Origin of the sequence: Streptococcus sp. HMSC10A01, assembly GCF_001807785.1 — a bacterium.
Classification (GTDB): domain Bacteria; phylum Bacillota; class Bacilli; order Lactobacillales; family Streptococcaceae; genus Streptococcus; species Streptococcus gordonii.
This window is the reverse complement of record NZ_KV790969.1, coordinates 33,648-56,487: the sequence shown is the minus strand read 5'-3', so window position 1 is coordinate 56,487 and position 22,840 is coordinate 33,648. Positions and strand designations below refer to the sequence as shown.

Annotated in this window: 22 protein-coding genes and 2 pseudogenes; 6 read left to right on the top strand and 18 right to left on the bottom strand. The window is 39.0% G+C overall.

All coding sequences use genetic code 11. The features are described from left to right. Positions 1 to 60: 60 nt before the first annotated feature. From HMPREF3108_RS04940 to xerS, 5 genes are all read left to right on the top strand, one after another. Positions 61 to 1,365 carry a PTS transporter subunit EIIC gene (locus HMPREF3108_RS04940; RefSeq protein ID WP_070493546.1) on the top strand — a complete coding sequence of 435 codons (1,305 nt, stop codon included), beginning with the start codon at positions 61 to 63 and terminating at the stop codon, positions 1,363 to 1,365. Continuing rightward, on the top strand, positions 1,349 to 2,197 hold the full coding sequence (locus HMPREF3108_RS04935; RefSeq protein ID WP_070493543.1) for an alpha/beta hydrolase: 849 nt from the start codon (positions 1,349 to 1,351) through the stop codon (positions 2,195 to 2,197). The genes HMPREF3108_RS04940 and HMPREF3108_RS04935 overlap by 17 nt, the downstream gene beginning before the upstream one ends. A 21-nt stretch (positions 2,198 to 2,218) precedes the next feature. Next, the gene (locus tag HMPREF3108_RS04930) at positions 2,219 to 3,034 is read left to right on the top strand and encodes an alpha/beta hydrolase (RefSeq protein WP_070493540.1); all 816 of its coding nucleotides are present in this window, start codon (positions 2,219 to 2,221) and stop codon (positions 3,032 to 3,034) included. A gap of 95 nt (positions 3,035 to 3,129) precedes the next feature. Beyond that, on the top strand, positions 3,130 to 3,573 hold the full coding sequence (locus tag HMPREF3108_RS04925) for a MepB family protein (RefSeq protein ID WP_070493537.1): 444 nt from the start codon (positions 3,130 to 3,132) through the stop codon (positions 3,571 to 3,573). Between the two features lie 176 nt (positions 3,574 to 3,749). Then, entirely contained in the window at positions 3,750 to 4,820 is a 1,071-nt protein-coding gene (xerS, locus tag HMPREF3108_RS04920) for a tyrosine recombinase XerS (protein ID WP_070493534.1), read from the top strand. Between the two features lie 87 nt (positions 4,821 to 4,907). On the opposite strand, the pseudogene HMPREF3108_RS10660 reads toward xerS, so the two are convergent. Further along, positions 4,908 to 5,198: pseudogene (locus HMPREF3108_RS10660) on the bottom strand (hypothetical protein); the annotation flags it as partial. Position 5,199: 1 nt separating this feature from the next. Between HMPREF3108_RS10660 and HMPREF3108_RS10475 the strand changes: the two are divergent. Then, a pseudogene (locus HMPREF3108_RS10475) lies at positions 5,200 to 5,666 on the top strand (transposase); the annotation flags it as partial. A 100-nt stretch (positions 5,667 to 5,766) separates the two neighbouring features. Here HMPREF3108_RS10475 and HMPREF3108_RS04910 read toward each other — a convergent pair. The 17 genes from HMPREF3108_RS04910 to HMPREF3108_RS04830 form a co-directional block, all read right to left on the bottom strand. Further along, positions 5,767 to 6,618 carry an alpha/beta fold hydrolase gene (locus HMPREF3108_RS04910; RefSeq protein WP_070493531.1) on the bottom strand — a complete coding sequence of 284 codons (852 nt, stop codon included), beginning with the start codon at positions 6,616 to 6,618 and terminating at the stop codon, positions 5,767 to 5,769. 295 nt (positions 6,619 to 6,913) lie between these two features. After that, the gene (locus HMPREF3108_RS04905; RefSeq protein WP_176744516.1) at positions 6,914 to 7,093 is read right to left on the bottom strand and encodes a hypothetical protein; all 180 of its coding nucleotides are present in this window, start codon (positions 7,091 to 7,093) and stop codon (positions 6,914 to 6,916) included. Between the two features lie 181 nt (positions 7,094 to 7,274). Beyond that, on the bottom strand, positions 7,275 to 8,264 hold the full coding sequence (locus HMPREF3108_RS04900; RefSeq protein WP_070493525.1) for a lipoate--protein ligase: 990 nt from the start codon (positions 8,262 to 8,264) through the stop codon (positions 7,275 to 7,277). Positions 8,265 to 8,330: 66 nt separating this feature from the next. Then, positions 8,331 to 10,034 (bottom strand): dihydrolipoyl dehydrogenase, encoded by a 1,704-nt coding sequence (gene lpdA, locus HMPREF3108_RS04895; protein ID WP_061595747.1) that lies wholly within the window; start codon positions 10,032 to 10,034, stop codon positions 8,331 to 8,333. A gap of 78 nt (positions 10,035 to 10,112) precedes the next feature. Then, positions 10,113 to 11,156, bottom strand: coding sequence for a dihydrolipoamide acetyltransferase (locus tag HMPREF3108_RS04890; RefSeq protein WP_061595748.1), 1,044 nt, complete (start codon positions 11,154 to 11,156; stop codon positions 10,113 to 10,115). A gap of 671 nt (positions 11,157 to 11,827) precedes the next feature. Next, positions 11,828 to 12,820: an alpha-ketoacid dehydrogenase subunit beta gene (locus HMPREF3108_RS04885; RefSeq protein WP_000448714.1), complete on the bottom strand. Its 993-nt coding sequence runs from the start codon at positions 12,818 to 12,820 to the stop codon at positions 11,828 to 11,830. A 16-nt stretch (positions 12,821 to 12,836) separates the two neighbouring features. Then, positions 12,837 to 13,805 (bottom strand): thiamine pyrophosphate-dependent dehydrogenase E1 component subunit alpha, encoded by a 969-nt coding sequence (locus tag HMPREF3108_RS04880; protein ID WP_070493521.1) that lies wholly within the window; start codon positions 13,803 to 13,805, stop codon positions 12,837 to 12,839. 216 nt (positions 13,806 to 14,021) lie between these two features. Continuing rightward, positions 14,022 to 15,188: an ATP-grasp domain-containing protein gene (locus HMPREF3108_RS04875; RefSeq protein ID WP_070493518.1), complete on the bottom strand. Its 1,167-nt coding sequence runs from the start codon at positions 15,186 to 15,188 to the stop codon at positions 14,022 to 14,024. Positions 15,189 to 15,200: 12 nt separating this feature from the next. Then, complete coding sequence (locus tag HMPREF3108_RS04870; RefSeq protein WP_070493701.1) at positions 15,201 to 15,941, bottom strand: esterase family protein; 741 nt, start codon at positions 15,939 to 15,941, stop codon at positions 15,201 to 15,203. Positions 15,942 to 15,990: 49 nt separating this feature from the next. Further along, on the bottom strand, positions 15,991 to 16,815 hold the full coding sequence (locus HMPREF3108_RS04865) for an alpha/beta hydrolase (protein WP_060553604.1): 825 nt from the start codon (positions 16,813 to 16,815) through the stop codon (positions 15,991 to 15,993). Between the two features lie 93 nt (positions 16,816 to 16,908). Beyond that, positions 16,909 to 17,706 carry a formate/nitrite transporter family protein gene (locus tag HMPREF3108_RS04860; RefSeq protein ID WP_070493515.1) on the bottom strand — a complete coding sequence of 266 codons (798 nt, stop codon included), beginning with the start codon at positions 17,704 to 17,706 and terminating at the stop codon, positions 16,909 to 16,911. Between the two features lie 127 nt (positions 17,707 to 17,833). Continuing rightward, positions 17,834 to 18,523: a glucosaminidase domain-containing protein gene (locus HMPREF3108_RS04855; RefSeq protein ID WP_061600435.1), complete on the bottom strand. Its 690-nt coding sequence runs from the start codon at positions 18,521 to 18,523 to the stop codon at positions 17,834 to 17,836. 133 nt (positions 18,524 to 18,656) lie between these two features. Next, a complete protein-coding gene (gene yihA, locus HMPREF3108_RS04850) occupies positions 18,657 to 19,250 on the bottom strand; it encodes a ribosome biogenesis GTP-binding protein YihA/YsxC (protein ID WP_061600437.1) in 594 nt (197 codons plus the stop codon). 9 nt (positions 19,251 to 19,259) lie between these two features. Next, positions 19,260 to 20,489 carry an ATP-dependent Clp protease ATP-binding subunit ClpX gene (gene clpX, locus HMPREF3108_RS04845; protein WP_008808666.1) on the bottom strand — a complete coding sequence of 410 codons (1,230 nt, stop codon included), beginning with the start codon at positions 20,487 to 20,489 and terminating at the stop codon, positions 19,260 to 19,262. A 208-nt stretch (positions 20,490 to 20,697) separates the two neighbouring features. Then, on the bottom strand, positions 20,698 to 21,210 hold the full coding sequence (locus tag HMPREF3108_RS04840) for a dihydrofolate reductase (RefSeq protein ID WP_045774031.1): 513 nt from the start codon (positions 21,208 to 21,210) through the stop codon (positions 20,698 to 20,700). A 145-nt stretch (positions 21,211 to 21,355) separates the two neighbouring features. Then, on the bottom strand, positions 21,356 to 21,856 hold the full coding sequence (locus HMPREF3108_RS04835; RefSeq protein WP_045774032.1) for a hypothetical protein: 501 nt from the start codon (positions 21,854 to 21,856) through the stop codon (positions 21,356 to 21,358). Between the two features lie 130 nt (positions 21,857 to 21,986). Beyond that, positions 21,987 to 22,826 carry a thymidylate synthase gene (locus HMPREF3108_RS04830; RefSeq protein WP_045774033.1) on the bottom strand — a complete coding sequence of 280 codons (840 nt, stop codon included), beginning with the start codon at positions 22,824 to 22,826 and terminating at the stop codon, positions 21,987 to 21,989. Positions 22,827 to 22,840 lie beyond the last annotated feature (14 nt).

Below are 22,840 nucleotides of genomic sequence, written 5' to 3'. Positions count from 1 at the left end.
TCATGTTTATTGTCAATTCTATCTTAGCCTTTTGTTTTCGGATGAAAGGCAACATATTTTATGAAAAATCATATCATTAATAATATCATTCGCTTTCGTAGAATGGGTATTGTTCAAATAGGGCAGAAAACTCTTGTTTCTTTATTTCCCTTCATTATCCTTGGATCCATTACACGAATTATTGGAGATTCTGTATTCTCTTCGACAGGCTACATCAACATGCTCCTTAGCATTTCCTCTTGGCTTCCGCATTTTCAAACCATTGGACTTTTCCTAACAAATTTTTCTTCTCTTTTAGGAGGAGCAGTGGGACTCTTAACAGCTTATTTTAGTGCAAAATATACTGCAGCTTTTTATGGTAAGAGTACTGGAACTACTGGAATCACAGCATTCTTTTTCAATCTAATTCTCTATTCCAGAGAATTTTTCACTGCACCGCTTAATCACGGCGCACTAACTAGGGTTCATTTCCCAGTGGCTACGAATCTCATTTTTGCTATCTTTATTGGTTATCTTGTTGGGAAAATATTTGACTGGACTGCCTCAGAAAGTGATGAGAAAATCGTGGATGAACAGTTTAATTCCCAACCAAAGAGTATTCGACCAATTTTCTACTCTCTCGCCTTAGCTGTATGTTTAAATTTCCTCCTGGCTTTAGCTAATTACTACAATCTATTTACATTCATCAATCAATTTTTTAGCTCTCTTGTAACCAGTAAGAGCAATCTTATTGCAACTTTTATAAACGCTATCTTCCTTTCTTTATCTGCTTGGTTCGGAAATAGCGTGTCTTTTGCAAATCAGCAATTTACAGATGATCCATTTGCTACAAGCAATTTAAACTATGTTCTGACCAATAAGACTAGCGTTAACATTCCCTATCCCTATACTCAAACAACGCTCTACCAAGGATTCGGCGGTTTTGCTGGAGTCGGGGCTCTGTTGGCTTTGGTCATCGCTATTTTACTGGTTGCTAAAAATCAAAGAAATAAGCAGGTTAGCCTTCTGAGCTTGTTTCCTGCTCTCTTCAATAACGGTGCCTCTATGATGGTTGGGGTTCCAATCATGCTGAATGTGATTTATTTAATTCCATTTATTTTAACCCCCTTGATTAATATGCTTTTTGCTTATGGGGCTCTAGCCTTGAAACTCATGCCTCCAGTTGTTTATCCAGTTCCTGACGGTACACCAAGTGTACTTTACGCATTTATCGGATCTGGAGGAAGTTTAAGAGCTTTTGCTTTGGGTATACTTGTCTTCATCATTGATGTCCTGATCTATATTCCTTTTGTGAAACTCAACAATAGAATCCAGGAAGACTTACTAAAAGAAGAAGGAGGAGGAGCAGATGTCAAAAAAGATTAAAATCAGCTTAGTCCTAGCCTTTGCCTTTATTTTGGTCTTAGCCATTCCTTCATACTCTTGGACTAGACAAAACATCAAGGCTATTGAAAAATTTCACAATTCAAAATTATCTCCCATCATCATGATTCCAGGTAGTTCCGCAACTGAAAACCGCTTTGATGGCTTAGTTAAAAAGCTAAATCAGACAAAAAAAGGAGTCAAACACAGCCTTTTAAAGGTAAAGGTTTGGAATGACGGACGGATTACGTATAGTGGCTCTATCTCGTCAAAAGATAATGAACCAGTTATCGTTGTAGGATTTGAAAACAACGCTGATGGCTATAATAATATTAAAAAGCAAGCTAAGATGTTTCACGCAGCCTTTGCTGATCTGCAAAGCAAGTATAGTTTTAACAATTTCAAAGCTTTCGCTCATTCTAATGGTGGATTGATATATACAGCTTTTATAGAAAATTACCTCAATGAATACGATGTAGATTTAAAGACTTTGATGACTGTAGGAACGCCTTATAACTTTAATGAAACGAATATCAATAACAAATCAGAAATGCTGGCTGATTTTATTAAGAATAAAAAAAATATCCCGTCCACTTTGATTATGCACTCAGTTGCCGGAACCATTACTTATGATTCAGACGAATTAGTACCAGATGCCAGCGTCTCTGCCGGTAAATACATCTACCAAAATCAAGCTAAAAGCTATACGGAGATCACCGTTACAGGAGAAGATGCTCAGCATTCTGACCTCCCCACCAATGACGAAGTTGTTTCCCTAGTGAACCAGTATATCGTTAATTCTCAAAAAGAAGAGCAAAAACAAGCTCCTAAATAAGAAAATATAGCCAATAAAAATATGAAAAATAGTCTTACAAAAATACTCCAAAAATTCTTAAAAAATTTTTTAGCCATCTTGAACAATTTTTTCGATAAATTTCCTAAAAAAGACATAGATCATCTGCCAACCAGCAAGGTAAAAATCAGCCCGATCATCATGATTCCGGGTAGTTCTGCAACGGAAAATCCCTTTAATCGAATGGTTAAAAAGCTCAACCGCAATCTGCATTCACATCATAGCCTTGTTCGTATCAAAGTCTGGAATGATGGACACATGACTTACCGAGGTCATTTACGTAAAAAAGACAAACAGCCAATCTTTGTAGTTGGCTTTCAAAATAATCGTGATGGATATGAAAATATCAAGCAGCAGGCGGCAATGTTTGACACTGCTTTAATAGTCTTAAGAGAGAAGTATTCTTTTAACAGTTTTAAGGCGCTAGGGCATTCTAACGGTGGTCTAGTTTTTACAGTATTTCTGCAGCAATACCTGGCCAACCATTCTGGGTTAGAGATGGAAAAACTCCTGACTATTGGTAGTCCTTATAATCTGAATAAGAAAAACATCAATCATCGAGTTGAGATGTTAGATGACTTCATATCTAACCAAGAAAATCTACCTAAGAAGTTGCAACATTTGTCAATTATGGGAATCTTTTTCCGAGACGGTGACGGAATTGTCCATAAAAGCAGTGTAGAGGCTGGGAGCTTGATTTATAAAGGAAAGATTGCTTCACACAGAGAAGTAGTCATCGTAGGGAAAGATGCTCATCATTCCTCCCTGCCGCAGAACGAACAGGTGATTGATTTAATTAAAGAGTTTTTATTTCTGTAATATTTTACATAATTTTAATTAAGTAAAATATTTGCAAGCAATACTCAAGAATTATCTGTGAGGAAAAAATTTAGATTAAGAAAGACAATAAAACAATGAAAATGATCGACATTCTTCATAGATATTACGGTGACTTTGATCTGATAAATGAAAAATGGAATGAAGACTATGAAAGCATTTTGATTAAGCCAAAGGATGATCAAGAATATAAAAGATGCCGTTTGGCAAAGAAAACACCTAAAAAAGAAGGCTACTTTACAGTCTTTTGGAAAAAAGACCAAAACAACAAGAATATCCCTTATACAGATGAGGACTTGGGTGATGAACTGCTTATTGTCGTGATAGACAGCTGTCATTGCGGTTTATTTATCATTCCCAAAGAGGTGGCTATCAGTAAAAAAATTCTTTCTACAAAGAATTTTAAAGGAAAGATGGCTATGCGGCTTTATCCGTCCTGGTGCAGCAATTTAAATAAAACAGCTCAGGCAACACAAAAATGGCAACTGGATTATTTCCAAAAAATCAAATTAGAAGAATAAGTTTTGCTAAAACAAGACAGAATGTAGTTTCTCAATTCTGCCTTGTTTTTATTATCTGTTTTTGTAATAAAGTGGACTATATATGCCCTCTTACATCTTTCCGAAAAACTATAATTTTCTTGAAAAATATATCTAGATATGCTATACTACTAGTATAGAAAGATTTGGAGAAAAACATGAAACGCGAGATCTTATTAGAACGGATTGATAAACTCAAACAAGCCATGCCCTGGTACGTTTTGGAATACTATCAATCAAAACTGGCTGTTCCATACAGTTTTACAACCTTGTACGAATACTTAAAGGAATACGATCGATTTTTTACCTGGGTTTTGGAATCTGGAATATCGGATGCTGACACCATGGCCGAGATCCCCTTAGACGTTCTGGAGCACATGACCAAAAAAGACATGGAATCCTTTATTCTTTACCTACGTGAACGTCCTCTGCTCAATGCCAATACAACCCAAAACGGTGTTTCTCAGACAACTATAAACCGGACTCTTTCAGCTTTGTCCAGCCTCTACAAATATTTGACTGAGGAAGTGGAAAACGAGCAGGGTGAGCCCTACTTCTATCGAAATGTGATGAAAAAGGTTGCTACTAAGAAGAAAAAGGAAACTCTGGCTGCTCGTGCAGAGAATATTAAGCAGAAGCTCTTTTTAGGTGATGAGACGGAAGAATTTCTCCAGTATATCGATACAGAGTATCCTAAGAAGCTTTCTAATCGTGCTCTGTCTTCTTTTAACAAGAACAAAGAACGAGATTTAGCCATTATTGCCTTACTGCTAGCCTCTGGTATTCGTCTGTCTGAAGCGGTCAATCTAGATCTGAAAGACATTAATCTAAAGATGATGGTCATTGAAGTGACAAGAAAAGGTGGGAAAAGAGACTCTGTCAACGTTGCTGCCTTTGCAAAGCCTTATTTAGAAGAGTATCTGAGCATTCGGAGTAAGCGATATAAGGCCGAAAAGACTGATACAGCCTTCTTTTTGACTGAATACCGTGGCACTCCTAATCGAATCGATGCTTCCAGTGTCGAAAAAATGGTGGCTAAGTATTCTGAGGACTTCAAGGTGCGAGTGACGCCTCACAAACTCCGCCACACACTTGCTACACGTTTATACGATGCAACCAAATCTCAAGTTCTCGTCAGTCATCAGCTAGGACATGCTAGCACTCAGGTAACAGACCTCTACACCCACATTGTCAACGACGAACAAAAGAATGCTTTGGATAAATTATAATATTACATAATTTAAAATATGTAACAATAGAGACAGCCATAACAACAAAAGAGCGAAAAATCTAGTTTTGATGCTTCGCTCTTTTTCTTATAAAAATCCAATCCAATAGTTCCGATGTGGCTCGACAATCAGTGGTTTGCTCCAGAAGTGCTTGAGATGTTCTAGGTTTGCTGCTGTGACTGGTCGATTTTTGGTGTTGTACTTTTCAGCGCTTTCTCTAGTTAGGAAACATTTGACCGCTTCGTAGGAGCCTTCTGCTGTCTCCCCATTCAATCCTTCGAAGCTAATTTCATCGCCTGGCTGAGGATTGTCCGTGAATAGTTTTCCGATAAAGTAAACCGTCTTACTCTTCATCAGATCGTAAGCCTTGATGTTCTCTTATAGGGCACTCAAACGCTACTGGAAACTCATTCAACAGGATAGCCGTAAACTCAGCCATAAACGTTTTTATCGTCCAACTTTTCGCATGCACTTGACCAGCGGAGAGATTCTAGAAAAACTTCTCTCTTGCTCTCAAGAACTCTGAGAACACTATAAACTCTACCAACTCCTGCTTTTTCATTTTCAAGAGAAAAAAACTGAGCATTTCTTTGGACTCATTGAAGATACCATTTCTTATGTAAATCCTATTTTTCAAACTGTTTTTAAGACCTTCTTGAAAAACAAGGATCAGATCCTAAACGCACTGGAACTGCCCTACTCAAACGCAAAACTAGAAACTACTAACAACCTCATCAAAGTCATCGAGCGAAACGCTTTCGGAACTTTGACAATTTTAAAACTAGAATCCTCATCGCTTTGAACATCAAAAAAGAGAGGGCTGATTTAGTCCTCTCCAGATTATAACTTTTCATCAACCCATTACAGTTGACAAAGAGCCCGAAAAAGAGGGATAAGTTGCAGATAAGTGAAAACCTCTAAAGTTGGAAAACTTTAGAGGTTCATGCTAAGGTTGAAAATGCTGGTGCAAGATAGCAAAGTAATCCTGCGGATTATGAAGAAATGGGAAGTGGCCGCTGTTTTTAATCGTAAAGACTTGGGCGCTAGGGTAGCGGCTGATGACAAAATGTCCACTGGCGCCAAAAATATCATTGTCACCAAAGGTCACGGTGATAGGAAAAGGAGGATGTTCTAGGCGGGGCAAGAGAGGGTAGGCAGTGATTTCCTTTCTCGTTTGATTGCTTGCCTGGACTGAAACATTGCTCATGTCTAGTTTCACATCATGAAAGGCTGGATAGTCGGCATTGTAATTACGGACTACTTGGCGAAAGAGAGCCTGCGAAGCCTTGGAACTACCGAGACCGCCAAGCAGAGTGTTGAGCCCCATTTTCGTCCACTCAAGAAAAGTGCAGTGTTTTCGATTGTAGCGCATCATCTCCTTTTCCATTTCTTGCCACTGGGAGCCTGTCCCTGTTCCTGACGAGGAAAGCAAGAGACTAAGGAGGCGGTCGGGATTTTTATTGGCGTAGATTTGCGCGTACAGACCGCCCCAGGAATGTCCAAAAAGGTGAAATTTTTCTAGTCCGAATTGGTTGGCGATTGTGTTAATGTCTGCTATATGGGCTTCTATGCTATAATCACCGCTCAGGCAGGGAGATTTTCTGGTTCCCCGCTGGTGAAAGGTGATGATTTGGAAGTTTTCTTCAAACTCTGGCGCAAACCAAAGAAAGTCGTCAGGTGCTCCCGGTCCACCGTGTAGCAAGATAATCGTTTCCTTGTCGGGATTGGGGTAGCAGATGGTGTAGAGCTGGTCGGAGCCATTTCGGATCATCGTTTCGATTTTTTGAGAATGAGTCATCGTTTTCCTTTCTTTTAATAGAGCGTCCACCACTGATAAAGAAACCAGTAGAGGAGATTGAGTATTGTAATAAGCGAAGCGCTGCTGGTTAAGTAGGTCAAGACCTTTTTACTCTTGCTCACTTGGAATTTGACGCGCATGAAAAATGGGGCAATCAAGCTAATCAGAAGGCTAGCACCTATTGCCACAAAGCCCATAGAAAACCAAACACGGTCGCTTTGTGAGCTACTAAGTTTTAGGACGCTTTGGATAAAGAAGAAAAGTAGCAGCATGGTAGACAAAATAAGCCCACAAGTCAGGTGTTGCCAGAGCGACCAAGCAAAGGGAGCAGACTGGCTGTTTTTTCGTGTTTTTGGTAGTAATTTTCAATCTTCTGACCGATTTGGTCGTAAGGCGTGCCTGACGGCAACTTTTGCTCATCAGCTTGGACTTGCGCCGCTCTAAAAGCGAGCAAGGCACAGCTTACTAACGCCACAGCGTTTTTCAAAAATGATGGTTTCATGATATCCTCCTTAAGATGTATTTTCCCCTTTGCACCCTTATCCTAACAAATGGACAATAGCAAATCTACCCCTTTTCGGTAAGTGGTAAGATTTCCTAAGTAAGTGGTAGAAAAACCAAACTCTTCGAGAGCTTGGTTTTCTTTATGTCATATTTTAACCGACAATAGCTTCGGCAATTTCTTGTCTGCTGATTCCAGCGAAGTAGCGGCTGATATCAATCGTTTCAAGAGCTTCAAGGACATCTTCTCGTTCGTATTTAACACCACGTAACACATCTTCTACTGCTGCTACGTCTTCAATACCAAAGAAGTCTCCATAGATTTTAATATCCTGAATCTTGGATTCAACAACATTGGCAAAGATTTCTACCTTACCGCTGGTAAACTTGGTGCCTCGACGCACATTATATTCAGGCGATTTACCATAGTTCCAGTCCCAAGTTCCAAATTTGCTATCTCTGATTTTCTTGATTTCTTCCAATTCTTTCTCAGAGAAGACATATTCTGTCATTTCTGGATATTCTTTCTTCATATAGTCCAGAAGCAGGTCGCGGAATTCTTCGACAGTAATCTTTTCTGGCAATTCATTGACAATATTTGTCACGCGTGCACGGACGGATTTAACTCCTTTTGATTCGAATTTGTCTTTAGAGACTTTAAGTGCATTTGCCAAGACAGACAAATCAACATCAAAGAGCAGGCAACCGTGGTGCATGATACGGCCATTGATATATGCCTGCGCATTACCACAGAACTTCTTTCCGTCAATCTCCAGGTCATTACGGCCAGTGAATTCAGCTTTTACTCCAAGCTCTGCCAAGGTATTGATAACTGGTGTAGAGAAGCTCTTGAAGTCAAAGGCACGATCTTCGCTTTCCTTAGAGATAATGGTGTAATTTAGGTTGTTTAAATCGTGATAAACAGCTCCGCCTCCACTGATACGACGCACAACTTCAATGCCATGCTCACGAACATAATCACGGTTGATTTCTTCGATGGTATTTTGGTGACGCCCCACGATGATAGAAGGTTTGTTAATCCAGAGCAGGAAAATTTCATCCTCATTTAAGAGGTGTTTGAAAGCATATTCTTCCAGAGCAATATTAAAAGCTGTGTCATTTGAGTAGTTAACAATGTATTTCATAAGCTTCCTCTTTATACGATAGAGACTGGAACAATGATTTATGCCCAGTCTAATCTATCTTTTAAATTATTTTTTCTTAGGTGAGTGAACTGCCAATCCCAGTACATCAGCAAATGCTTCGTACATAACTTCTGAGAAGGTTGGGTGACCGTGAATAGTCTTAAGCATTTCTTCTACGGTGATTTCCATTTCGATGATGGTTGATGCTTCATTGATCAATTCTGCAGCTGCAGGACCGATGATATGAACACCGAGCACTTCACCGTACTTCTTGTCAGCAATGACTTTAACGAAGCCTTGAGCTGCATCCGAAGCAATGGCACGGCCATTAGCAGCAAAGTTGAACTTACCAATCGCTACATCGTATTTTTCACGAGCTTGCTCTTCTGTCAAACCAACTGCTGCTACTTCTGGCAGGGTGTAGATAGCTGCAGGCGTCAGATTGAGTTTAGCAACATGGTGATTACCTTTCAGAGCATTTTCAGCAGCAACTTCACCCATACGGAAGGCTGCATGAGCCAGCATCTTAGTACCATTGATATCTCCTGGCGCGTAAATACCCGGAACAGAAGTCTCCATATACTCATTGACCTTAATGCGGCCGCGATCCAATTCGAACTCGACCTCACCGATGCCTTCTAGGTCTGGCACGCGTCCGATAGAAAGCAGGGCCTTATCTGCTAGAATATCTTCTTTTCCTTCAACCTTGATACGGAGTTTTCCGTTTTCTTCGATGATTTCTTCCAACTTAGTTTCAGTTAGAATTGTCATGCCCTTGCGCTCCAGAATGAGGCGAAGGTTTTTAGAAACTTCCGCATCCATAGCAGGTACAATACGGTCCATCATTTCGATAACAGTGACTTTTGATCCAAATGTCATGAAGGCTTGTCCAAGCTCAATACCGACAACACCACCACCGATAATTACCAGATTTTCAGGCACTTCGTTCATTTCCAGAATATCATCGCTGGTCATAACAAGAGATGACTCCATACCAGGAACATTGATCTTGCTGACTTTTGAACCACCAGCAAGGATAATCTTCTTCGTTTCTAGCAGCTCGCTGCCGTTTACAAGAACATTCTTGTCTTTAGTAATGGTACCAATTCCTTTATGAACATCTACGCCATAGCTGCGAAGAAGGCCAGCAACACCGCCAACAAGGGTATTTACGACCTTGTTTTTAGTTTCAAGGACCTTGTCCATGTCTACTGAGAAGCTTGGATTTTCGATAATGATACCGCGGTTAGCAGCGTGACCAAGGTTTTCAATGATTTCAGCATTGTGCAGGTAAGTCTTAGTAGGGATACAGCCACGGTTCAGGCAGGTCCCACCGAGCTCAGACTTCTCAACCAAGGCAATCTTACCGCCTAACTGAGCGGCTTTGATGGCTGAGACATAACCAGCAGGACCGCCGCCAATCACAACGATATCAAAGGCATCATCGCTCTTGCCATCGTCGTTTGAGGCACTAACTGTAGGCGCTGGGCTAGCTTCTGGCGCTGCTGTTCCAGCTGTTGGAATGTTTTCGCCTTCTTCTCCTAAATAACCAATGACTTCCGTTACTGGAACAGTTTCTCCGTCACCTTTGAGAATGGCAATCAGGTAGCCGTCTTCCTCAGCTTCCAATTCCATGCTGACCTTGTCAGTCATGATTTCCAGAAGGATTTCCCCTTCTTTGACAAATTCGCCGACTTTCTTATTCCATTGGACAATTTGCCCTTCGGTCATATCTACGCCGGCTTTTGGCATAATTACTTCTAAAGCCATCTTTATTTCCTTTTCTAATTTCGTTTTTCACTTGCTGAGCGCTTCTTTGCTTTTGAGAATAGCAAAGAAAATAAAATCTTATACCAACATCGAAATTGGATCTTCAATCAAAGCCTTCAAATCCTTCATAAACTTAGCTCCAGCCATTCCGTCAACAACACGGTGGTCAATGGTCAAGCCCAGACTCATAATTGGCCGGATAACAATTTCGCCATTAACAACGACAGGTTTCTCAACTGTTGAGCTAACTCCGAGAATAGCTGAGTTTGGTTGGTTGATAATTGGCCCAAAGGACTGAACACCAAACATACCCAAGTTACTGATTGTAAATGTTGAATTTTGCAATTCACTTGGAGCCAATTTACCATCTAAGGTACGACCAATCACATTCTTAAAGGCTACAACCAACTCTGACAAGCTCATTTTTTCAGCATTATAGACAACAGGTGTCATCAATCCGTTATCCATACCAACTGCCATCGCAAGGTTGACATAGTTGTGAGTGATAATGGTCTTGCCATCTTCTGTCAATGAAGCGTTGATGTAAGGATGTTTCATCAATGTTTTCACAACAGCGAGTGAAAGAAGGTCTGTTACAGTAGTCTTCTTACCAGTTGCTTCCATAATTGGCTCAAGAACCTTCTTACGAAGAGCCAGCATTTCAGTCATATCAACTTCATAGTTGAGTGTGAAAGTTGGCGCAGTTAGGTAAGATTCAACCATACGTTGCGCGATAACCTTACGCATTGGTGTCATTGGAATACGCTCAATCTCACCATAAGGAGTGACATTATCAGGCACTTCTTCCTCTTTTTCGATTTGAGCAGGAGACTTGATGGTGTCGTTTTCGATATTTTCAGGAAGCAAGGCCAAAACATCCTTCTTCATTATCTTACCACGATGACCAGTTCCTTGAATTTCCTGCCAAGCAATGTTATGTTCGAGGGCAATTCGTTTTGCAAGTGGCGAAATGCGAACCACATTTGTGTCTTTATAAGTTTCCACGTCTTCTTTGTGGACACGACCGTTTGCACCTGAGCCAGAAACATCGTAGAGGTTGATCCCTAGATCATCCGCTAACTTTCTAGCCGCAGGAGTCGCTCTTAGCTTGTCATCAGCCATGACCTCTCCAATTCTAATTATGATACTAAGGGCGTTAAAAGTCAAAGTGAAAATAGGAAACTTGACGAAGAAACTTTAGTTTCTAGGAAAGTTTATCTTTTTCAGGCAGACTTTAGCCCGTGTTCGAATATAAGATATTAAGGACGCAGAGGGCAATGAAAAAATAGGAAATTGACGATGTGTTCGATAAACACAAAGAAATCTATCTTTTTTTCGCAGACCTCCGTCCGAATTCAATTACATGATACTAAGGGCGTAAAAAGTCAAAGCGAAAATAGGAAACTTGACAAAGAAACTTCAGTTTCTAGGAAAGTTTATCTTTTTCAGGCAGACTTTAGCCCGTGTTCGAATATAAGATATTAAGGACGCAGAGGACAATGAAAAAATAGGAGATTGACGCTGTGTTCCATGAACACAAGAAAATCTATCTTTTTTTCGCAGTCCTCCGTCCGAATTCAACTCTACAAGCAACTTGGGTACAACACGTATCTCAAGTTGCTACGGTTGCCGCTATTAGGCGGTCAACCTAGTAGACTTACTAAGTTTTTTGTCGAATATTATCGATTCGTCAAAAACTGTCGCAACTTTACAAACAACTTAGATACAAAACATATCTCAAGTTATTAAAGTTAAAAATCTCTAGACTTTTACATAATTTAACTTATGCAATTCTATTCTTTGTTATAAGTTTTACGGATGGCATCTTTAATGCTTTCAACTGTTGGTATCATTGCATTTTCTAGGTTTTGCGCGTAAGGCATTGGCACATCTTCTCCTGCGCAACGGCGGATTGGTGCATCTAGATAGTCAAACGCTTCTGACTCTGAAATAATAGCTGAAATCTCTCCGATATAGCCACTTGTTTTGTGGGCGTCGTTGACAAGCACAACCTTACCAGTCTTCTTCACTGAGTTAATGATGATATCCTTATCAAGCGGAACTAGGGTACGTGGGTCCACAATTTCAACTGAAATGCCTTCTTCAGCTAATTCTTCAGCGGCTTGAACCACACGACGAAGCATTTTACCGTAAGTAACGACTGTTACATCCGTTCCTTCGCGTTTGATTTCGCCAACTCCAAGTGGGATTGTGTAGTCTGGATCAACTGGCACTTCCCCTTTTTGGTTAAATTCTGATTTGTATTCAAGAATGATAACAGGGTTGTTATCACGGATAGAAGACTTAAGCAGTCCTTTCATATCCGCAGGTGTACCTGGAGCTACAACCTTAAGTCCAGGAATGTGAGTGAACCAAGACTCTAGAGACTGAGAGTGCTGGGCTGCAGAACCAACTCCGTTACCAGCTGCACATCGAACAGTCATTGGAACCTGACCCTTACCACCAAACATATAACGTGTTTTAGCGGCTTGGTTGACGATGTTGTCCATGGCAATAACCGAGAAATCCATGAAGGTCATATCGACGATTGGACGGAGTCCTGTCATGGCTGCTCCTGCTGCTGCTCCCGAAATGGCAGCTTCAGAAATCGGACAGTCACGGACGCGTTCTGGACCAAATTCTTCAAGCATTCCAACAGAAGTTCCGAAGTCTCCTCCGAAGACACCGACGTCTTCTCCCATCAGGAACACATTTTCATCGCGACGCATTTCCTCAGACATAGCAAGGATAATGGTGTCACGGAACGACATTGTTTTTGTTTCCATTTTTATCTCTTTCTCCTTAGTCTGCGTAAATATCTTCAAAGGCCGATTCAAGTGGTGGGAATGGACTTTCTTCTGCAAATTTAACAGAAGCTTCTACTGCTTCCTTAACTTGAGCTTGGATTTCTTCCAATTCTTCAGCGCTTGCAATATTATTTTCAATGAGGTACTTGCGAAGGCTTTCGATTGGGTCTTTTTGTTTCCACAATTCTACTTCTTCACGCGTACGATATTTACCAGGGTCAGATGACGAGTGACCAAGCCAGCGGTAAGTTACACTTTCAATCAAGACAGGACCATTGCCACCACGAACATGATCAACAGCTTTCTTAAATCCTTCATAGACATCGATAACATTGTTTCCATCTTCGATAAACATTCCTGGGATTCCGTAAGCAGCACTACGGTGATGGATATGCTCCACATTGGTCATTTTCTTGATATCCGCAGAGATTCCATAACCATTGTTAATGCAATAGAAAATCACTGGTAGTTTCCAGATAGAGGCCATATTCACCGCTTCGTGGAAGACACCTTCATTGGTCGCACCATCTCCAAAGAAGCAGACAACAATCTTACCAGTCTTCTGCATTTGCTGAGTCAACGCTGCCCCAACTGCAATTCCCATACCGCCTCCGACGATACCATTGGCACCAAGGTTACCTGCATCAAGGTCAGCGATGTGCATAGACCCACCTTTTCCTTTACAAGTTCCAGTGTACTTCCCAAGGATTTCAGCCATCATTCCATTGAGGTCGATCCCTTTGGCAATAGCTTGTCCGTGCCCACGGTGGTTGGATGTGATCAGGTCATCTGCATTTAAAGCTAGCATGGCTCCAACATTAGCCGCTTCCTCCCCGACAGAAAAATGAGTCATACCGGGAACTTTTCCTTTTTTTACTAGTTGTGCAATTTTTAAGTCCATACGACGGATTTCTTCCATCTTACGGAACATCTCTAATAGGAGAGATTTGTCTAAAGTTGCCATATTATTGCCTTTCTAAGCTACAATTTACTATTATATTTTAAACGATTATGAAAACCCTGTCAAAATTTATGCTTTTTGTCATTTCACAAAGAAAAACCAGTCTATCCGTTGAATAGACCGGTTTTAGAACTTTAAACAAAAATTTCACAATCTTTTTATGCTAGATTAGTTTTTAGCAATTTTAAACTGTTAAATAATAGAAAGACATAATCTAGCTTAGTCTGCTTTTTTGGCGAAATCTTCAATCATTTGCTCCATTTGATCACGACTAGGAGTGGTCAACATATAAAGATAGTCACCTTGCAGCTCTGCAAAGGCAGCTGGCATATCTTTTTTTACCTTGAAGTTATCTCTATATTTCTCCAGCAAATCTGCTTCAGCATATGCATAATTAGTTGAAGCACGACGTGAAGTAGCTAGACAGAACTGTGGTTCCATGTGTGTAGCTGGGAAAGGCTCTCCTGCTACAATAGCCGCATATCCTTTGTAAAGATCAATTGAATGAGCAAAATTATAAACATCAATTGTAAAACCACCCGCAGGACGGTTATTGTACTCAATTGCCACATAATCATCCCCATCACGGAAGAACTCAATATGGAAAAAACGCTCTTTCATACCGAAGACTTTAACAATTGCTTCTCCGTAAGCACGGAGCTTGGGATCCATATCCTTGAGGACGTAGTAGGAATTATCCATCTTATAGATCATCAAATCTAAAGGTGTATGGGCATAGTCGAAGGTAGTTGAAAAGACAATATTACCATCTTTATCTACCAAACCATCAAATGTACAAATCTCACCTGACTGAACAAACTTTTCAAAGAAATAAACTGTTTCTTGATTCCATTCTGATTTGAAATGTTCTACGTCTTCTTTCGTCTCTAATTTAAAAGTCGCTGCTGCTCCTACACCATTATCTGGTTTAGCTATCAAAGGTAAACCAAGTTTATTAACAGCTAAGTCAACTCCTGAAATGGTCTTGACAACCTGTCCAGGCACAACAGGAACACCAGCCTTTTTAAAGAGTTTTTTCATTTCAGACTTAAATTTTGTTTTCTTCAAATCTTTTGGCTTAGCTCCAAAGACATTAAATTGTTCACGAAGCTGAGCGTCCTGCTCCAACCAATATTCATTATGAGATTCAATCCGATCAATAGGCCCATGCTTATAGAAGAGAAAGGCAACAGCTCTTTTTACTTCGTCAAGATTTTCGAGATTTTCAACACGGAAATATTCTGTCAGAGCATCTTTTAAAGGTTGATCTAATTGGTCATACGGTTCCTGGCCAATTCCCAAAACATTTATACCTTGATTAGCTAATTCAATTGTGAACTGTTGAAAATTTTGAGGATAATAAGGGGAAATAACGATATAATTCATAAATGACCTCCATTAAAGGTTGAGTTCGTTAAGGAAATATGGCATTTGCTTACGCCACCAGACCCAATCATGAGCCACATCGTGGCCCCATTCAGCAAACCAAGCAGGAATCTGTTTATAATCAAAGGCTTTTTTCAGAGTGTAAAATGATGGCAATCCATCCGCCTCCCAAGCTCCATGCCCAGTGCAAACAATGATATCTGCCTGTCGATAACGATCAATAAACCAGCTATCATTTTGATTCCAAATATAGTCAGCTGGAGAATTCTGATAAACTGCTTCATCATTCCCATAATCACCTAAAAAATATCGTGCATCATAGACACCACTAAGAGCAATTACTTTATTAAAAACATCGGGATGTTGAAGAAAGAAATTCATAGCATGATAACCACCCATTGAACAGCCTGTCGTCATCATAGGATCAAACCAGCCCGTTTTATGTTTAATAAAAGGAATGGCTTCTTGGATGACATAGTGTTCATAAGCACGATGCATCTCTGCTCTATCGTGCGGGCTCTTCCAATCTGCTAACCAACTTTCACTATCAACACTGCTCAAAGTAAAAAATTGTACTTTACCAGCTTCTATAAAACCAGAGCAAGCATCAATCATGCCAAAGTCTGCATATTCATTATGACTTCCACCAGAAGAGGCAAAGACGAGAACAGGAAGACCAGAATGCCCATAGCGATTAACATACATTTCTCGATTAAGATTTCCACTCCAATGACTTAAAAATTCAACATGCATAATAGACTCCTTTCTTTGATACATTAAGATCATTTCCTATAGACTGTATTTACCACTGCTCACTTAAAAAACGAAGGCAATCAAGTAAATGTTCTGACCAAGCAATCTCGTTATGTTCGGCACCAGCCTGAATTTTTAAAACAAGATTGTCAATATCTATACCAGCAACTAAGAGCTGACGATAGTATTTAACAGATGAATCAATATAAGCTTGTTTTATATTACCAGCCATCAAGGTTTTATCCGTATCATCTGCCTCATCGGTTCCAACATAAATAAAGACCCGTTGATTCAGTTTAAGTGATTGACGCTTGATATAGCGATCAAAATCTTCTTGATGAAGCCAATTAGCGGATGAAAAAACACCGAGACAACCAATTTGGTCTTCATATTCAACACCCATAAACTGAGTAATATTGCCACCTAAAGAGCTCCCGATCATAGCCGTATGTTTGAAATCTGATTTGGTTCGATAATTTTCGTCAATAAAAGGTTTGACGACATCCATAACGAACTCAGCGTACTCACTTCCCTTGCCACCAAAAGAAACACCTGGAATATTCATTTCTTTATACTTCCACGCCGAGTATTCATTCATTCGATTGACTCCATCATTATCAATTGCGACGACAATCATTTTTTCTAAATCAGGATTGCGTTTGATAATTGGAATAATCTTCCAGGAATGACCGCTGAAAGACTCTTTACTATAAAGAACATTTTGTCCATCATGAAAATAAACAACAGGATAACTTTTTTCAAGATCCTCTGAGTAATTTTTCGGCAATAAGACTCGAACTCTACGTTTTGTCTGGCTATATGGGACAAGAAGTTCATGAGTTTTCATATCTAGGTAAAAATAAGATTTGTTCATTATCTGAAAACTTTCTATTTCCAATAAATTTTATCTATTATAACACAAAAAAAGAAAAAAAGTCAGGTTTTCCTGAACTTTTTTTAATTATATCTAATCAACGTACGTTTCTTCGTCTTTGTTCATCCAAGCATATGGAAGACCAATCAACAGACCACCACCAATTACATTACCAATAAATGTAATGCTGAAATGTCTTAAAACATTGAAAACATCAAATCCTTGGACCTGACTAGCAATCTTATTAAAAGCAATCAATGAGAAAGAGGCAAAGTTTGCAGCCAAGTGTTCGTTAGTCAAAAACACGAACATATATATAGCTGAAATGACGATCCACATTTTTGCTGTAGAACTCTTAATCAATAAGAATGATAAAATAGCAACATTTACAAAAATGTTAGCCACAATAGCTTCAAATAAAACTACACTATTACCTCGGCTAAGCTTGTTTGCAACAACTGTCCCAACGAAGCCATCCGGTGTCAATCCAGCATAAGCCACTGTTTGGTTGAAAATCCAACCAATAATTGCCGCTCCAACAAGATTAAAGAAAGTACAGTACAGTAAAATCAGCAAGGCTTTATAAAACTTGATTTTTTTCAAAAAAGTTCCTGCAGTCAAGTACATCATGTTTGATGTTGTTAACTCAGCGTTTAAGAAGAGGATATATACCAATCCCCAAGCAAATATGAACGGAAACAGGAGGCGTCCAGAGCCTGGTACTATCTTGTTAATAACGTCTGCAGCAATTGCTCCTGCAGCAGTACTTAATGTTAAGAAAGCCCCAGCGTACATAGAACAAACAGCATACTTTGCCTTACTACTATCAAATAAGGCCTCTTTCTTCTGACAAGCAAATGCAACTTTTGTGATAAATGACGATTCTGCCATACTAATTTCCCCTTAAAAAATATTACGACCATTATATCATAAAATGAAGAATTACGAAATCGTTTTCTTAAATTTTAAGAGAAAAAAGAATTAGGATCTTTTCCTAACTCTTTTCCTACTTTTTCGTTTAACGATTCGCCCAAGCGACGTCTTCGTCCAATATTTCTTGACTAGTATACTGCTGACGATAAATATTATAAACAAGATCGCCACTGTATGCTTGCTGATAACTGGGAGTATCATATTGAGTCAAGTTATACTTTTCAATAATATAATTTAATTTTGCATTATAACTTGAATCCGTTGCATAAACACCAGTTAAAGCCGCTGTTGCATCTTGATAGCTAGTTGTGTTACTCTTCCATGCATTGGCATAATAACCTTGGCGAAGAATTGCTACATAATCTTGTAATGATTCATAATAACTTGGGTAAGAACGGAATTCTGCATCAATATTATAAGCATTACCTTGACCATCATCTTCCCAAGTAAGCATTGTAGCAGACTGGCCACCGTAGTGTCCTTTTACACCAAAGAGGTTGTAGTGAGGCGCTGAAGCTAAGCCTGAGCGACCTGAATTACTTTCAAGAATAGCTTGGGCGATCATTACAGAAGCGTATAAATCATTCTCCTGACCCAATTGACGAGCTGATTCAGCTATCTGAGAAATAAATACTTCAGTTGGATTATAGTATTGAACTGTTTGTTCTTCGTTAGCATCAACTGACTTTGTATTGTTTGCTAGTAAAGCACTAATCATAATAGCAGACATAAATAGTGTCATCACTGCTAAAAGTGCACTCATTTTCTTCTTCATAGTCTTAACTCCTAAAAAATACTACAATAATTGTAGCATAATAAATAATGACATAAAATGCGAATTGGTTACAATTTCATGACAGTTTTACTTTTTCTTAGTAAAAAAACAGAAGTTTCCTTCTGTTTTTTTGTTATTTATTAACTTTTTCTAAGATTGCATCCCAAGATGCATCTATACCAGTTTTATCTACTGATGAAAAGAGAATAAATGTATCGGCTGGGTCAAAATTTAGTTTTTTCTTGATGGCCGATTCATGTTTGTTCCATTTTCCACGAGGAATTTTATCTGCTTTTGTTGCTACTAGAATCACTGGAATTTCATAGTACTTCAAAAATTCATACATTTGAACATCATCCGCACTTGGTTCGTGTCGTAAATCAACTAAACTGACTACAGCTCGCAGATTCTCTCTGCTGGTCAGGTATTCTTCAATCATTCTTCCCCATTTAGCACGTTCAGTCTTTGAAACCTTAGCATAACCATAGCCTGGAACATCAACAAACCGAAGTTTATCATCAATATTGAAGAAGTTTAATAATTGAGTTTTCCCAGGTTTCCCAGATGTACGCGCTAAATTTTTACGATTAAGCATCGTATTAATAAAACTTGATTTACCGACGTTAGATCTACCAGCAAGAGCGATTTCTGGAATATCATCTTGAGGATAGTGAGATTTATTAGCCGCACTCAGCAAAATTTCTGCATTATGTGTGTTAATTTCCATATTCTGACCTCAAGCAGTCTCTAAAATTGGTTTATCCGTACCATCAACAGCTTCTTTAGTGATTCGGACAAGTTTCACATTTTCTTTACTTGGAACTTCAAACATAACATCCATCATGGTTTCTTCGATGATAGAACGTAGACCACGGGCCCCAGTTTTGCGCTCAATGGCCTTGTTCGCGATTTCCTGTAAAGCATCATCATCAAACTCTAGTTTAACATCATCGTAAGACAAGAGAGCCTGGTATTGTTTAACCAAAGCATTCTTAGGCTCGCGAAGAATACGAACCAAGTCGTCTACAGTCAGTTGTTCCAGAGCAGCAAAAACAGGCAAACGACCAATTAATTCAGGGATAATCCCAAATTTTTGAATATCTTCAGCAATAATAGCTTGCATGTAGGACTCGTTTTCATCGATAGCTTTGTTATTTTGACCAAAACCAATAATTTTCTCGCCCAAACGTTGTTTTACAATTTCTTCAATCCCATCAAAGGCACCACCAACGATGAAAAGAATATTTTTGGTATCAACCTGAATCATCTCTTGCTGCGGATGTTTGCGACCTCCTTGAGGCGGAACACTTGCTACAGTACCCTCAATAATTTTTAAGAGAGCCTGCTGTACTCCTTCACCTGATACATCGCGCGTGATAGAAACATTTTCACTCTTTTTAGCGATCTTATCAATCTCATCTACGTATATGATTCCGCGTTCTGCACGTTCGATATTGAAATCAGCTGCCTGCAAAAGTTTTAAAAGAATATTTTCTACATCTTCTCCGACATAACCAGCCTCTGTTAAAGCTGTCGCATCAGCAATCGCAAACGGTACATTTAAACTTCTAGCCAAGGTCTGAGCAAGAAAAGTTTTTCCAGAACCCGTTGGACCGATCATTAAGATATTTGATTTTTGCAATTCAACATCATCTTCTTCGCGACTGTCATGAAAATTAATACGCTTGTAGTGATTATATACCGCTACAGCCAGCGCTCTTTTAGCACGTTCTTGACCGATGACATAATGGTTTAGAATATGCAATAATTCTTGAGGTTTTGGAACCTCTGACAAGTCAGCTAAGACTTCTTCGGCTAATTCTTCACGGATAATTTCTTGTGCTAATTCTACACACTCATTACAAATAAAAGCGTTATTACCCGCAATAATCTTTTGAACCTCATCTTGGTTCTTCCCACAAAATGAACAATATACCATCATCTCTTCATTACGATTTGTAGGCATAATACTAGTCTCCCTTTAATATATATTCGTCAAATTAAAATAAAGTCATATAAAAAGCGTGAATACTATTCACTAAATTTGTAAAGGCATTAAGCAAAAATAAAATGGACAAACCATACCGCCTTTTTCTAAAAGTTTGTACGGAACAAACAAGGCAAATGGCGCACAAAAAGGCCGTAAAAACCCCAAAAACACTTCTTTCCACTTTTTATGAACCCTTTCTTTCTAGAACTTTCACGGTAAAATCATAGGCATTCTTGTCATCTTTAGGATGAAATTGGCTATTGACTTCTCTAAATGCTGTTAAGTCAAAATCCTTTGGAAAATAAGTATCACCCTCAAAACTAGCATGAATTTCAGTTTTAATAATTTCATCTAAGTGATGCTGAAATAAGGAAAAAATTTGACCACCGCCAATGATATAAAGATTTTTTTCCTGTTCCTGATACCATTTTAAAACAGAAGGTAAGTCATGAAAAATTAAGACAGATTCATTTTCAACAGTATAATTCGGATCCTTAGTCAGAATAAGACTTGTCCGGTTTGGTAAAACACGCTGATCCATACCATCGAAAGTCACTCTTCCCATTAATATAGCATGACCGGAAGTAATTTCTTTAAAATGCTTTAACTCTGCTGGCAAATGCCAAGGTAGGGATTGATTTTTTCCAATCAGTCCATTTTGATCTTGTGCCCAAATCGCCGCAATCTTTTTAGTCATTTCATAATCCTTTTAATTGATATTTCTATTCTATCAAAAAATATAAAAAAAGACTTGATTGGACTACCACTTCTCTTCATTTATTTCCAACTGAAAACAGATAAAAATTCGATAACCTCAATGGTTATCGAATTAAACTTCGGATTTAAGATTTATTTTTTTTAGCCTTCATGAATAGAATGTAAACTACCAAAAGAGCTAAAACTCCAAATGCAGAAATATATAATACTGTAGAATCTGATTTTTTATGTTCAACAGAAGCAGTCTCCGTCTCCGTATTATCAGTATTAGGATCTACATCACAAGCATCTCTCTTTTTTGACTTTTCCTCTGTAGCAGTCTCTTCACCACTTGTTTGATTTTGCTTATTTTTAGGTCCCTTTCCATGGCAGCGAAGAGCAAGAGAATGCCGTTTCTCTCTTAAAGTCTTCTTGTGGTTTCGAGATTCAATCTGTTTCGAACCATCAAGCACTTCAACTGAAGATTGCTCTCTCTTCTCTACTCTCCAGTGATTTAAGCGAGCTTGATCATCAGCTTTGACTTCTGCTACTTGGAAGAATAAGACAAGAATTGCAAGCAAAGCGATAGATAATACAAGACCCCAAGATTGTTTTGGTCTATGCATCTTTAAAAAACCAGCTATCATATTAGCACCTCCAAAGGTAAGCGTTTGCAACAGTTATATCTATTGTCATTATACCACTTTATATCTTTCCTGCAATTATCTGCTACGAAAGAAAAATCCCACCGAAAAACTTCGGTAGGAATTATTGAAATTAAATTGCTAAATCAAATTTGAGCTGAGGTTTAACTGGATCATAGTCTAATAACTCAAAATCTTCTGCTTTGATATCAAAGAAATTGGTCCCATCTGGCACATTTAAAACGAGTCTAGGCTGACAGTCGCTAGGTTCTCGACGCAACAGCTCCTCCGCCTGTTCAAACTGGTTGTCATAGATGTGTAAGTTATTAATAAAGTAAAAGAACTTGCCGACCTTCCAGCCAAAATGCTTGGCAATCATCATCTGCAGAGCCACATACTGCATAGCATTGATGTGATGAGCAACCAACATATCATTTGACCTCTGAGTCAGAGTCGCATCCAGATAAATGTCTCCATCCACACGACGAACGTCAAACATTGTTTGGAAAGCACACGGGAGCAAGCCGTCTGTTTCTTCAAAAGCTTCATAATCCCATAGAGAAATGATGTTGCGACGATTCCATGGATTAGCTTCTAGTTGTTGGAGAATTTTATTGATAATATCATGCTTCTTGACAACCGCTCCGTAACGCTGACCAATGGTACCCGTATCGCCAACTTCCCAGTCATTCCAATAGTGAACATTGTACTTATCGTTGAGCAATTCCAGACTATTAGACTGGTCTTGATAAATCCAGAGTACTTCCTTGATGGCAGACTTAATGGCAATAGGGCGCAGAGTCGTGATCGGGAATTCTCCTTTGCTCAAATCGTACTCAGCAAAAGAACCAGTGATGTATTTGGAGTTAGCCACATTTCCATCCTTGTATCGTGGACGGGCATTTTCAGAGAATACTCCCTCTTTTAATATTCTTCTAATATTTTCTTTAAAAATCGTATCAGCTTTTGTCATTAGATCTCCTTCAA